Source organism: Micromonospora sp. CNZ285 (assembly GCF_004637285.1).
This window is the reverse complement of the sequence record NZ_SPQD01000001.1, coordinates 2,764,605-2,777,755: the sequence shown is the minus strand read 5'-3', so window position 1 is coordinate 2,777,755 and position 13,151 is coordinate 2,764,605. Positions and strand designations below refer to the sequence as shown.

The 13,151-nt window shown below is 72.4% G+C and carries 7 protein-coding genes and 1 riboswitch; of the genes, 5 read left to right on the top strand and 2 right to left on the bottom strand.

Annotated features, from left to right (window positions below; genetic code table 11):
* The first annotated feature begins 13 nt into the window (after nt 1–13).
* The 4 genes from CLT75_RS12460 to CLT75_RS12445 are packed head-to-tail and all read left to right on the top strand — an operon-like array spanning nt 14 to nt 5,566.
* The gene (locus CLT75_RS12460) at nt 14–1,189 is read left to right on the top strand and encodes an ATP-grasp domain-containing protein (RefSeq protein ID WP_135240930.1); all 1,176 of its coding nucleotides are present in this window, start codon (nt 14–16) and stop codon (nt 1,187–1,189) included.
* Nucleotides 1,186–2,808 carry an IucA/IucC family siderophore biosynthesis protein gene (locus tag CLT75_RS12455; RefSeq protein WP_135240929.1) on the top strand — a complete coding sequence of 541 codons (1,623 nt, stop codon included), beginning with the start codon at nt 1,186–1,188 and terminating at the stop codon, nt 2,806–2,808. Before CLT75_RS12460 ends, CLT75_RS12455 begins: the two co-directional genes overlap by 4 nt.
* Entirely contained in the window at nt 2,805–4,397 is a 1,593-nt protein-coding gene (locus CLT75_RS12450; RefSeq protein ID WP_013476162.1) for an IucA/IucC family protein, read from the top strand. Before CLT75_RS12455 ends, CLT75_RS12450 begins: the two co-directional genes overlap by 4 nt.
* The gene (locus CLT75_RS12445) at nt 4,394–5,566 is read left to right on the top strand and encodes an alanine racemase (RefSeq protein ID WP_071098676.1); all 1,173 of its coding nucleotides are present in this window, start codon (nt 4,394–4,396) and stop codon (nt 5,564–5,566) included. Before CLT75_RS12450 ends, CLT75_RS12445 begins: the two co-directional genes overlap by 4 nt.
* A gap of 94 nt (nt 5,567–5,660) precedes the next feature.
* Here the strand turns inward: CLT75_RS12445 and CLT75_RS12440 are convergent, their stop codons facing one another.
* On the bottom strand, nt 5,661–8,093 hold the full coding sequence (locus tag CLT75_RS12440; RefSeq protein ID WP_167796911.1) for a low temperature requirement protein A: 2,433 nt from the start codon (nt 8,091–8,093) through the stop codon (nt 5,661–5,663).
* A 613-nt stretch (nt 8,094–8,706) separates the two neighbouring features.
* Nucleotides 8,707–8,926: riboswitch (cobalamin riboswitch) on the top strand.
* 117 nt (nt 8,927–9,043) lie between these two features.
* On the opposite strand from CLT75_RS12440, the gene metE reads away from it, so the two are divergent.
* Complete coding sequence (gene metE, locus CLT75_RS33200) at nt 9,044–12,583, top strand: 5-methyltetrahydropteroyltriglutamate--homocysteine S-methyltransferase (protein ID WP_135240927.1); 3,540 nt, start codon at nt 9,044–9,046, stop codon at nt 12,581–12,583.
* On the opposite strand, the gene CLT75_RS12430 is transcribed toward metE, so the two are convergent.
* Nucleotides 12,504–13,151, bottom strand: coding sequence for a nucleotidyl transferase AbiEii/AbiGii toxin family protein (locus CLT75_RS12430; RefSeq protein ID WP_135240926.1), 648 nt, complete (start codon nt 13,149–13,151; stop codon nt 12,504–12,506). The genes metE and CLT75_RS12430 overlap by 80 nt on opposite strands.

Genomic DNA, 13,151 nt, shown 5'->3' with positions numbered 1-13,151 from the left:
TCGAGGAGGTTCGATGCACCTTTACCTGACCGCGCTGAACCCCACCGACGCCGTCCTGGAGGGCTTCCTCCCGGCAGCGGACGCGCTCGGCCTTCCGACCACGGTGCTGACCGACCGGCCCGCCGAATGGCCAGCCGACGTGCCGGTGCGGCACTGCGCGGTCCGCGACCCGGCGGCGATCGTCGCGGCCACCACCGCCGAATCGCCCGCCGCGCTGCTGTCCAACAGCGACCACCTTCAGGAGGCGACCGCTGTCGCCGCCGGCAAGCTCGGCCTGCCGGGCAAGGACCCGGAGGCGGCTCGGCGCTGCAAGGACAAGGCCGCCATGCGCCGCGCGCTCGCCGCCGCCGGACTGGACCCGGTCCGGGCGATAACCCTCGACCCGGGTGCCACCCCTGCGGTCCCGGCCGACCTGTTCCCCGCCGTACTCAAGCCCCGCGACGGCGTGGCCAGCGAGGACGCCTACCTCGTGACCGACCGGCGCGAGCTGGCCGCACAGGTCACCGCAATCCGGCGGCGGCGGCCCGAGGTGGCCCTCATCGTCGAGGAGTACCTGGCCGGCGAGCTGCGCACCTACGACACGCTGGGCGACGGCGGATCGCGGACGGTGCTGGGTGGCTGGCGCACCGGCCTCGGCGCACCGCCGACCTTCACCGAGGTGAGCCTCGACTGGGCGCCTCCACCTCCCGCCCACGACGCAAGGCTCCGCGCGCTGCTCGACGCGCTCGGCGTCGGCTTCGGCGCCTGCCACACCGAGTACGTCGTGCGGCCGGACGGAATCCGGCTGATCGAGGTGAACGACCGGCTCATCGGTGACCGGATGGACCTGATCCTCACCGACCTGCTCGGCGTGCCCCTGTTCGCCCACGTCATCCGGCTGCACCTCGGCGAGCCACTGGCCGCGCTGGACCTGCCCGACCCGGCCGCCCTGCGCAGTTACGCCCGGGTCGAGTACGTCTGCGCCGACCGGTCCGGCCGGCTCACGGCGGCGCCCGGGCCCGTGGACACCGTCCACGACGGAGTGCGGCTGTCGTGCCGTCCGATGCGGGAGGTGGGCCGGGTCGCCGAGCACACCGGCACCAACCGCGACTACCTGGCCGCGCTGCACGGCATCGGACCCGACCCTGACACCGTCCGGGCCGCGCTCACCGCGTTCCGGGACGACCTGAGCTGGACGATCACCGGATGACCGACCACAGCGAGCAGCAGGTCTTCGTCCGGGTGCTCGACGCGCTGCTGCGCGAGGACCACATCGGCCTGCTCCAGCGCGGCCGGCTCACCGTGACCGGCCGGTGGGAGGTACCGCACGCCGGCGGCTTGCTGCGCATCCCGGTCCGCGCCGACGGTTTCCAGGCGACGCTGCGCTGCGCGACCGCCATGCTTGACGTCCGCGACACCGAGGGCCGCGAACGCCGGGTGGACACCCTCGACGCTCTGCTCGCGGTACTCGCCCCGGTCGACGACCCGGAGGCCGAGGCCGGCTGGCAGACGTTCACCGCCGAGTGCCACGCCGACCTGAGGGCCCGGCAGCTCGCTGCCTCGGGCCGGCCGACGGTGTTCACCGCCGTGGCCGCCGAACGGGTGACCACGCCGGCTGGCATGCCGGCGGCACTGCTCGACGACGTGCTCGCCGCGCACGCCGGTCATCCGGTCTACCCGACCGACCGCTGCCGGCACGGTCTCGGCGACGACGACCTGACCCAGTACGCCCCGGAGCACGCACCCCGCTTCGCGCTGCGCTGGCACGTCGCCCCCCGGACGGAGGTACGGCTCACCGGTCCGCTGCCGGCGTGGTGGCCGGCCGCGGACCGGGCCGACGACGTGCTACTGCCGGTGCACCCGCTCACCGCGGCGCGGCACGCGCTGCCGGTGACCGACCGGCCGGTGGTGACAGTGCGGCCCACACTCTCCATGCGCACGGTGGCGCTCGCAGACGACCCGTACACGCACCTGAAGCTACCGCTGCCCACCGCCACGCTGGGCGCGCGCAACCGGCGCGGCCTGCGGCCGGCCAACCTGGCCGACGGCGCGGCGGTGGCCGGGCTGCTCGACCGGACCGCTGCGGCCGAACCCGCCTTCGCGGGCCGGATCCGGCATGCCGACGAGCGCACCTTCGGTCACGTCGGCGACGACGACCGGCGGGCTTTCCTGCTCCGCCGGTTCCCCCGGGACCTGGCCAGCACCCGGGTGGTGCCGGTGGCGGCCCTCGCCGCGCCAGACCCGGAGTCCGGCACGGTGCTGGAGCGCATCGGCGGCGGCCGTCCACAGGCCGTGCTCGACGCCTACCTGGACCTGCTGCTCGACTGGCACGTCTGCCTGTGGCTCCGGTACGGCGTGGCGCTGGAGGCCCACCCGCAGAACATTCACCTGCTCCTCGCGCCGGACGGGACGGTCGGCCTGCTCTACAAGGACGACGACGGTGCCCGCCTCGACCCGCGCCACCGCGGCGCGGTGACACTGCGGGACGCACGGATGTGGGTCACTGACCCCGGCGAACTGGCCGACGTGTTCGTCACCATCACCCTTCACCTGGCCGCCGCTGCGCCGCTGCTGGCGCTGGCCGCCCGCGGGGTCCCGGTGCCGACGCCGGCCGCCGCGCTGACCCCGCGACTCATTGCGGCCCGGGACCGGTGGGGCGATGGCCTGGCGGCGCGGGAGTTCACCGAACGGGTGCTGCGCGCCGAACGGCTTCCGGTCAAGGCGATGGTCACCGCCGGCACCCTGCTACCGAAGCAGCGGCTCGGATGCGCCGACGTGAACAAGTTCTACCGGCACACCGGTCCGAACTATCTGCGGGAGACGCGATGACCAGCACCGGACTGCGCCCCCGGGCAGCCTGGCACACCCACCCTGCGGACCTGGCCGCCGCTCACGCCGTGTTCGGCTGCCTGGCCCGCGAGGTCGCCACCCCCGCCGACGTCACCATCACCGGCGACGTGGTGCAGGTCTGGCTGCCGTCCACCGGGGTGACACTACGCTGCACGGCGGCCCGGCTGTCCCCGGTCGGCACGCATCGCTACACCGGTCCGGTGCGCCACCGGCCCGACGGCGGCCCGTGGCGCGACCTGGACGCCGAAGGGCTGGCCAGTCTGGTCGCCGCGGAGCTGACCGCGCGCACCGGCCACAACAATCCCGAGTTCCTCGACCAGGTACGGGCCAGCCGGGACACGGTGGCCCACCTGCTGGCCGGGCGGCCGGCCGCCGACCTCAATCCCACGAGCGACCCGGCGATCGACGCCTACGTGGCGTCCGAGCAGTCGCTCGTCCTCGGCCACCCGCACCACCCCACCCCCAAGTGGCGCAGTGGCGACCCGGACGAATGGCAGGCGTACGCGCCGGAACTGCGCACCGAGTTCCGGCTGCACTGGCTGGCCGTGCCGGACGACCTGGTGGCCGAGGCCGGGCCGGTGGACCCGATGCTGGCCGCCCTGGAACCGCCGCGCCCACCGGCCGGGCACCGGGTGCTGCCGGTACACCCGTGGCAGGTGACGCTGGTGCCGCCGACGCATCCCCGGGTGCGCCGGCTCGGCCTGGCCGGGGCGCCGGTCCGCCCGACCGCGAGCGTCCGCACGCTCTACTCTCCCGACGCCGACCTGTTCGTCAAGACCAGCCTGCACGTGCGGATCACCAACTGCCTGCGCAAGAACGCGCGGTACGAGCTGACCGCCGCAGTCGCGCTGACCAGGCTGCTTGCCGGGATCCCGCTGTCCGACGGCGTGGCGATGCTCGCCGAACCCGCGTACCGGACCATCGACGCGGCCGGCGCGGACGAGGCGTACGGGACGATCCTGCGCACCGGCTTGCGCGCCCATCTGCGGCCCCAGCAGACCGCGGTGCTAGCGGCGGCGCTGGCCGCCGCGCCGCTATCCGCGGCAGACCCGGTGGCGTGGTGGCGGCGCTACGTCGGGCTGCTGGTGCCGGCCGTGCTGGATGCGTGGTTGCGGCACGGCGTGGTGCACGAGCCGCACCTCCAGAACGTCCTCGTGGTGCGCGACGCCGACGGCTGCCCGGTGCGAATGCTGCTGCGCGACCTGGAGGGGGTGAAGCTGGACATTAGCCGATGGACGAGCTGGCCACCGGGGTTGCCCCGGCAGGTCGGGTACGACGCCCTCCAGGCCCGCCAGCGCGTCGTCTACTGCCTGTTCGTCAACCACCTGGCCGGGATCAGCGGCGCTCTCGCCGACGCCCGGCCGGGCATCGAACCGGCCCTGTGGCGGGAGGTGCGGGACGTGGTCGCCGCGGTAGCCGCCGACCTGGGCGAGCCGCCCGAGCTGCGTGCCCTGCTGGCCGGTGAGCCGCTGGTGGCCAAGGCGAACCTGCTGGTGCGATGGCGGAGAGATGCGGACCGGGCAGCGCCGTTCGTGCCGGTGCCGAACCCTCTCGGCGGTCGCGCGTGACCCGGCCGGTCTATGTCCACGACCTCGATGCACTGGCCGGGCACGCCCGGGCGATCCGCGCCGCCTTGCCGCCGGAGGTCGAGCTGCTGTACGCGGTGAAGGCGAACCCGGAGCCGGACGTGCTGCGCACGCTGGCACCGGTCGTCGACGGCTTCGAGACCGCCAGCCGGGGCGAGTTGCGACGCCTCGCCCAGGTGCTGCCCGAGCGGGCGGCTGCCGCGTACGCCGGTCCGGGCAAGACCGACGCGGATCTGGCCGCGGCACTCGCCGCCGGGGTGGCCCGGATCCACGTGGAGTCCCCGGCCGAGCTGCGCCGCCTTGGCGCGCTGGCGGTCTCCGCCGAGGTGCGGGCGCGGGTGCTGCTGCGGGTGAACCTGCCACTGGAGGCGCCCGGGGCGAGCCTGGTGATGGGCGGGCGTCCCAGCCCGTTCGGAATGGACCCGGCTGAGGCGGTGGCCTGCGCCCGCCGTCCACCGGCCGGGGTCGAGGTGCGAGGCGTGCACGTCCACCTGGCCAGCGGACTGGACGCGCCGCTCGCCGCCATGGTGGCGGAAGCCGTGGTCCGCTGGTCGGTCAGCGAGGTCGGGGCCCGGGAGGTAGACGTCGGCGGTGGCATGGCAGTCGACTACGTGGACCCGGCAGCCCGCTTCGACTGGGCCAGCTACGGGCGGGCACTGGCCGGCGTGTGTGACGCGTATCCGGGGGTGCGGCTTCGCGTCGAGCCGGGCCGGTCGGTCACCGCCTACTGCGGGGCGTACCTGACCGAGGTGATCGACGTGAAACGCTCCTACGGCGAGTGGTTCGCAGTGGTCGCGGGCGGCACCCACCACCTTCGTACACCGGCGGCCAAGGGCCATGCGCAGCCGTTCACCGTGCACCAGCGGTACAGCGGTGACGGGCCGTGCACCGACGGCGGGCCGGTCACTGTAGTCGGGCAACTGTGCACACCGAAGGACGTGCTGTCCCGCACGACGCACGCCGGGCCGGTGGGCGTCCGCGACGTGCTGGTGTTCGCCATGGCCGGCGCGTACGCCTGGAACATCAGCCACCGCGACTTCCTGCTCCACGAGCCGCCGGATTTCCGTACCGGCGACCCGCACCGCGTCGCCGCCGAGTGGGGCGGCCGGCCGATGACAGGTCAGGACTTGGCGCGGTCATTCCGCCAGTAGCTTATAGACGCCAACCCGGCCGGCGGCACCCGGCGATCCGCGGCTTGGTGGAAGATGCGCGGGCTACTGCGATCACGGGCAGCGAATTTCGCGCTCACGTGCCGCGGGCGGGGTGACTGCCGGGCCGCGGTCTGGTCGTGCGGGCGAGCAGGTGCACGGACGACAGACTTAGGATGAGCAGGATCAGCGCCTCCCGCACCGGCAGCAGGATGGTCAGCGGAGCAAGCGCGGCGACCAACAGGGTCAGGGCCCGGGGGCGGGTCACGGTACGGCGTGCGCGCCGCCACACGAGGTGGTCGGTCAGCAGGAAGACGATTAGGCCGCACACGAGAATGACTTGCCCGGCCGGCGTCGCCGGGCCGAGCTGTCCGGGTATGGCCAACGATGTGCGCAGGCCGAAGGCGACCAGGACGAGGCCGACGACCAGGAACAGGTGTAGGTACGTGTAGGCGTCCCGGGCCAGAGTTCCACGTTGCCGCGGCGTGGTCAGCTCGGTGAACCGTTCGCCGATGACGACGTCGGTGCCGACGTAGGTCCACCAGAGGGCGGACAGCAGGAGAGCGCCGAGTGCTACGCAGAGGAGCGCGGGTCCGGAGGCGGGCAGGCCGGCGACGGCCATTCCGGTGGAGATCACCGCTTGGCCGAGCGCGATGAGGATGATGAGGTTGTAGCGGCCCATCCACCGGCTCACCTGACCGAGCTGCCAGTTGCGGGCTCCGGTGAGATAGCCGCTGCTCAGGTCGACGGCGATGCCGGCCACCCAGAGCGCTGTGCTCAGGGGTGTCGCCGGGCCGGTGGCCCCGCCGGCGAGCACGGCGCCCACCAGCAGTACGGCGGCGACACACGTCGGCGCGGCGGCTCGTATCACGGCCGTGGGCAGCGCGGTGTCTCGCCGGAGCGGGATCCAGAGCGCGGCGAGTTGCAGGACGCGCACCGCCACGTACGTGAGGACGACGATCGCGGGACCGGGCAACCCTCCGGGCACGTGACTGAACGCCTGTGGCGTGGCGATCCCGAGCATCAGGGTCAGGGTCACCTCAGTGAGCACGATCAACCGCCGGACGTTCGCCGACCCGCGTACCACAGTCGTGTACCAGGTGTGGTTGATCCAGGACCACCAGAGCAGGGCGAGGACGGCCAGCCCGTGGAACACGCCGGTCGCCCCCGGGTGCCGGGTCATGAGGACAGTGACCTGGATGAACGCGTACACGAACACGAGGTCCAGGAACAGGTCTTCCGGGGTGGCCTCGACCTCGCGCCCGGCCGTCACGGCGACCACCCGGTGCAGGCCGCGGTGACGCTTCCGGAGCACCGTCACATGCGCGAGCACCACGCAGACCAGGGCCCCGGCGAGGATCCCGAGCGATGCCACGGCCTCCACCGTGCGGGCCACCGGCGCCAGCAGCGCGACCAGGACGATGCCGAGTAGCGGACCCCGGCCGATTCGCCGGACCATGCGCCACTCGAACGCCACCAACCCGAGCAGGTACAGGACGACCCCGCCGTAGAGACTGAACAGAGCCGGGGCGTCCCACTTCTTTGCGGTGTCGATCTCGGTGGCGCCCAGCGCGTGCTTGAGCCCGAACGCCACCAGGATGAGCCCGGCGATCATCGGCAGGTGCAGGAGGGTGTACGCGTCGCGGGCCAGCCGGGACCGGGCGTGGTGGGGGACGGACTCCAGCGTCTGTTCCGCGTCGAGCGCCGCGATGTCGAAGTACGCCCACCAGAGGAACGCCACGACGAGGAGCGCGAGCCCGGAGCCGGCGAGCACGGACCAGGTGATCGCGGGTGTGCCGGCGAACCCCCGGCTCGTGCCGATCGAGATGATCGTCTCGCCCAAGGCGATCAGCATGATCAGGTTGTGCCGCTCTGCCCAGTGCCGCACCGACCTGAGCTGCCAACTGCCGGTGCCTGGAGCGCGCAGCCCGACGTAGTCGACGGCGGTCGCCACCGCGAAGAGCAGGATCTGCAGCAGCCCGGCGCTGCGTCCGGGTGCGAGGTGGCTGGGCAGCAGCGCCCCGCACAGCAGCAGGACGGCGCTGGCGGCCAGGGGTAGCCAGGCCTGCCGGGCGGGTGCGATCGACTGCTGCGTCGAGCGTCGCCGGCTCCGCATGATGATCAACAGCGACACGGCTCGGATGCTCAGAAAGCCGACGACGAAGACGAGAGGTGCGGAGAGCCCGGCGTGCCGGTCGACGAACACATCCGGAATCGCGACGGCGACCAGCAGGAGCGCGGTCGCAACCATGAACATGACGATTGGCAGGATCCCGCGGTCGAGCCGGACCAGGTTTCCGACCCAGGCGTACCCGGCCCAACTGCGCCACAGCAGCAGGAGCACGAGCCCGCCTTGGACCAGCGCGTCGAAGGCCGACCGCGCGGCCATGAGGCCGGCGACGTTCATGAAGGCGAAGACAAACACGAGATCGAGGAAGAGCTCGGCTCGCGTCACCCCGCCGTGCGTCGCGACCAGGGTTCGCCGGACGCCCAGCCCGGCTCCGGCCACCTCATCCTCTCCGCTGGTCACCCGACCACTGTTGCAACCTCTCATGCCGCCGACAGGTGAATCCGCGACCGTGCGACGACCTCGGCGTGGAACGAGCCCGGCCGGTCCGCGATCGCCGATGCCGACATCGCCCACGCCACGTGCGGCGGGGGCGATGACTCACGGCGCCGCCGACGCCTGGCCGCACTCCCCCCGGGGCAGAGGCAGGTGCCCTCGTGGTGATTCATCCCGTACGGCCAGCCGGTACGGCCTCGTCTGCCCCCGCGCTCGCGCGGTGGCCCAGTACGATAAGCGCTACGGCGAAGGCAGGTGCCCGTCCGGCTGGCCGACCTGCCGGACCAGCGGCCGGGCAGGTGCAGAGCCCTCGGTCCGTGCGTTCCGCGCCGCGCCGGTAGGGGCCAGGGCCAGCCGTCGGCGCCGGAGAGAGGCGACTACCTCGTCGGCGGCACCGACCATTCCACCCGGGGCGGTTCAGACCGGGTTCGACGGCGCGCATCCGCCGACCACGACTACCGCGACCCGGCCCATCTTCTAGCCCCTCGTCACCCTCTCGTCGCACGCAAGCACTCCGCTGCCGCGACGGCTTGCTGTCCCGCAGGACGGACACACCGATCACATCGGCTCATCGCCCCATAGGATGGACAACGGCGCTGGTGCGCCCCCCCGCCGCGCGAGTGGGGCGCCGTAAGAGGGAACCCGGTGCGAATCCGGGACTGCCCCGCAGCGGTGAGTGGGAACGACAGCCGTCAACGAAGCACTGGACCGTGAGGTCTGGGAAGCGACGGCCAGTAGGTGACCGGGTGGATCCGGTCGTGCCCGCGAGTCCGAAGACCTGCCCGCACTGCGCGTACCGCCGGTGCGCGCCGTCGGCGGCCTCCCGGGAGGGCCAGGGCGGAAAGCCGGTACGCGACAGCCGTACCCCGCCTTCCCCTTCCCCCGTGGCCGCCAGGCACCTCGAGGGAAGGACCACAGTGACAACCTCATTCGGGCAGAGCACAGTGCTCGGCTACCCCCACATCGGCGCGCACCGCGAGTTGAAGAAGGCGGTCGAGGCCTACTGGGCGGGCCGGATCGACGCCGAGGAGTTGGCGGCGACCTCTGCCGTGCTACGGGAGGAGGTCTGGCGGACGCTGCGCGACGCGCGCCTGGACGCGATCCCGTCCAACACGTTCTCCTACTACGATCACGTGCTGGACACGGCCGTCGCTGTCGGCGCGATCCCGCACCGGTTCGCCCGTCTCGGCCTCGGCGATCTCGACACCTACTTTGCGATGGCCCGGGGCGTCGATGCCGAGCCGGCGCTCGAACTGACGAAGTGGTTCGACACCAACTACCACTATCTGGTTCCCGAGATCGGCTCCGACACCGCCTTCGCGGCGAATCCCGACAAGGCGCTGCGCGAGTACCGCGAGGCCCGCGAGCTGGGAATCGACAGCCGGCCGGTGCTGGTCGGGCCGGCCACGTTCCTGCTGCTGGCCAAGCCCACCGAGACGGGCGGCGAACCGTTCGACCGGTTGACCGACCTGGTCGACGTGTACGCCGACATCCTGCGATCCCTGGCCGCGGCGGGCGTGCGATGGGTGCAGCTGGACGAACCCGCTTACGTCGCCGACCGGAGCGCCCCCGAGATCGACGCGCTGCGGGAGGCCTACACCCGGCTGTGCGCGGTGGAGCAGCGGCCGGCGATCTTCGTCGCCTCCTACTTCGGTGAGCTCGGTGACGCGCTGCCCGCCCTGCTCGACACGCCGGTCGAAGCGGTCGGTGTGGATCTGGTTGCCGGGCCCGGCAACCTGCGGCGGCTGGCCGGCGCGGGACCGCTGCGCGGCAAGACGATCGTCGCGGGCCTGGTCGACGGGCGCAACGTCTGGCGTACCGACCTGCGCGCCGCCGTGGCGGCCGGTGCCGCGGTGGCCGGGCTCGCCGACCACGTCGCCGTGTCCACCTCGTGCTCGCTGCTGCACGTGCCGGTGGACCTGTCCGCCGAGACCGCTCTCGACCCGGCGCTGCGTCAGCGGCTCGCCTTCGCTCGGCAGAAGGTTGATGAGGTCGTCCGGCTCGGCCGCGCGCTGCGCAACGGCACCACGTCCCTGCCCGAGCCGCTGCCGCCCACCCCCGCCACATGGCGCGACGACACCGTACGCGGCCGGCTCGCCGCACTGCGCGCCACGGATCGGCAGCGCGGCGCGTACCCGGAGCGAGCGGCGGCACAGCAGGCCCGGCTGAACCTACCGCCCCTGCCGACCACGACCATCGGATCGTTCCCGCAGACCGACGAGCTGCGCCGCGCGCGTGCCGAGCATCGGGCCGGCCGCCTCGACGACACCGCCTACACCCGGCGCATGCGGGCCGAGGTCGAGCACGTCGTCCGGCTCCAGGAGCGGCTGGGCCTGGACGTGCTCGTGCACGGCGAGCCGGAACGAAACGACATGGTCCAGTACTTCGGCGAGCAGTTGGACGGGTTCGCCGCCACCGAACACGGCTGGGTCCAGTCCTACGGCTCCCGATGCGTGCGTCCGCCCATCATCTACGGGGACGTGGCACGCAGGGCGCCGATGACCGTCAACTGGTCCACCTACGCGCAGTCGCTGACCGACCGGCCGGTCAAGGGCATGCTCACCGGCCCGGTCACCATCCTGGCCTGGTCGTTCGTCCGCAGCGACCAGCCACTGGCAGACACCGCGGACCAGGTCGCGCTCGCCCTGCGCGACGAGTGCCGCGATCTCGAGGCAGCCGGTATCCGGGTCATCCAGGTCGACGAGCCGGCGCTGCGTGAGACGCTGCCACTGCGCGGGGCGGACCAGAGGGCGTACCTGGACTGGGCAGTCGGGGCGTTCCGCCTGGCCACCTGCGGAGTCGCCGACGACACCCAGATCCACACCCATCTGTGCTACTCGGAGTTCGGGGAGGTGATCACGGCCATCGACGCCCTCGACGCCGACGTCACCAGCATCGAGGCATCCCGCTCCCGGATGGAGGTCCTCGACGACCTCGCCGCGATCGGATACCGCCGGGGTGTGGGGCCCGGCGTCTGGGACATCCACTCACCCCGGCTGCCGTCCCACGACGAGGTCGTCGGCGCGCTGCGCCGGGCCGCGGCCGCGGTGCCGGCCGAGCGGCTGTGGGTGAACCCCGACTGCGGCCTCAAGACGCGCGACTATTTCGAGGTCGAGGCATCCCTCCAGCAACTGATCGCCGCTGCGACCGAGCTGCGCGGACGCGGAGCCGCGGGCCGGGCGGAACGCCGCGCCGTTCCGCCCGGCCCGGACCCGGTTCAGCCCTTGAAGGGGTACGGGCTGAACGCGCTGCAGGTCTTCGGATGCTGGGTCGAGATCGGCGCGGCTAACGGCCAGTCCAGCGGTAACGCGCTCCGGGCGGCCGGTGCTTCCGTATTTGAGAGTTACCGCGGCCTGGCCGGCCGGGCAGCGCAGGCGCTGGCCACCGCCGCGATCGGGTCGTTCGTCGCCGGAACCATCGCCACCCTGCTGCTTGTGGTCATCACCCCGCCGGTGGTCCGGTTCGCGGTCAGCCTCGGCGCGCCGGACTACTTCGCCCTGATGCTGCTGTCGTTCGTCGCCGTCACCTCGGTGCTGGGCGCCTCCCGGGTACGCGGTTTCGCCTCGCCGCTGATCGGCCTGGTCATCGGAGTGGTGGGGATCGACAGGGTGACCGGTCAACAGCGGCTCACCTTCGGCGTGCCGCAGCTCGCAGACGGCATCGACGTGGTTGTGGTGGCTGTCGGGATCTTCGCCGTGGGCGAAGCACTCTGGATCGCCGCGCACCTCCGACGCCGTCCGGCCGAGGTGATCCCGGTCGGCCGGCCATGGATGGGCCGCGACGACTGGCGCCGGTCTTGGAAGCCCTGGCTGCGCGGCACCGCTTACGGATTCCCGTTCGGGGCGCTACCCGCGGGCGGCGCTGAGATACCCACGTTCCTGTCGTATGCCACCGAGAAGAAGTTGTCCAAGCACCGGGACGAGTTCGGCCGGGGAGCGATCGAAGGCGTCGCCGGCCCCGAGGCGGCCAACAACGCGTCCGCCGCCGGCACGCTGGTACCGATGCTCGCCATCGGCCTGCCCACCAACGCCACCGCCGCGGTGATGCTGGCCGCCTTCGAGCAGTACGGCATCCAACCCGGCCCGCTGCTCTTCGAGCGGGAGTCGGGTCTGGTCTGGACGCTCATCGCCAGCCTCTTCGTCGGGAATCTGCTGTTGCTGGTGCTGAATCTCCCGCTTGCGCCCGCCTGGGCGCGGCTGCTTCGGATTCCTAAGACGACGGTCTGCCGGTGTCTACAGGCCGACGACCTGCTTTCTCCTGCTGTCCCTCGTGGCGTGCCGGTCGCTTCGCGGGCTCGCTGCGATCGCTTGCCGAAGATCAGCTGGACGTTCTGGGCCCTGCGTGTGCAGGCTTACGCTGCCGGGAGTCGGGACCGAGTCACCCTTCCTCGCCGTCGAGCAGGTCGCGGCGCCACTCCGCGAATCGGCTACGGAGATCGTCCAGCGCTGGGCCGGTGATGCCGTACTGGGTGAAGTCGTCGGAGTCGAGCTGGGTGGCTTGTCCGAGGGCGTCGGCGAAGATGCGCGGGTCGAAGCCGCGGTCGGCGCGCTGCGCGAGGGTGAGGAGGGCTTCGCGGGTGTAGCGGCCGGATCGGAGGGTGGCGTCGATGTCGATGAAGTCACGGGCGAACGCTCGTCCGTAGAGTGCACCCATCTTGTTGGCGACCGCGTCGTCGGGGTGGAGGACGGGTCCGATCGCCATGAGGATTGGTTCGTTGGCGCGCCAGTCCACGCCGAGTTCGACCTTGGAAACCCGGGTGCCGTCGGTGACGGCCAGCCGGGCGAACGTGTCGTATTGCCGCTCGGTCTCGACGGTGAGGCCGTCGTTCCGGTAGGCGTGCACGACGGCGGTGACCGCGGCGGTGAACTCGTCGCGGCGGTCCCAAGCGGTGAACAGGTCGACGTCCTCACTGGGCCGCTCCAGCAGCCCGGCCGCCTGCACCGCGTAACCGCCGGCCAGTGCGAAGCCGTATCGATTGGCAGCCGCGAGCCCGGTACGGGCGAGGCGTTCGTGGAACGGGTCCAC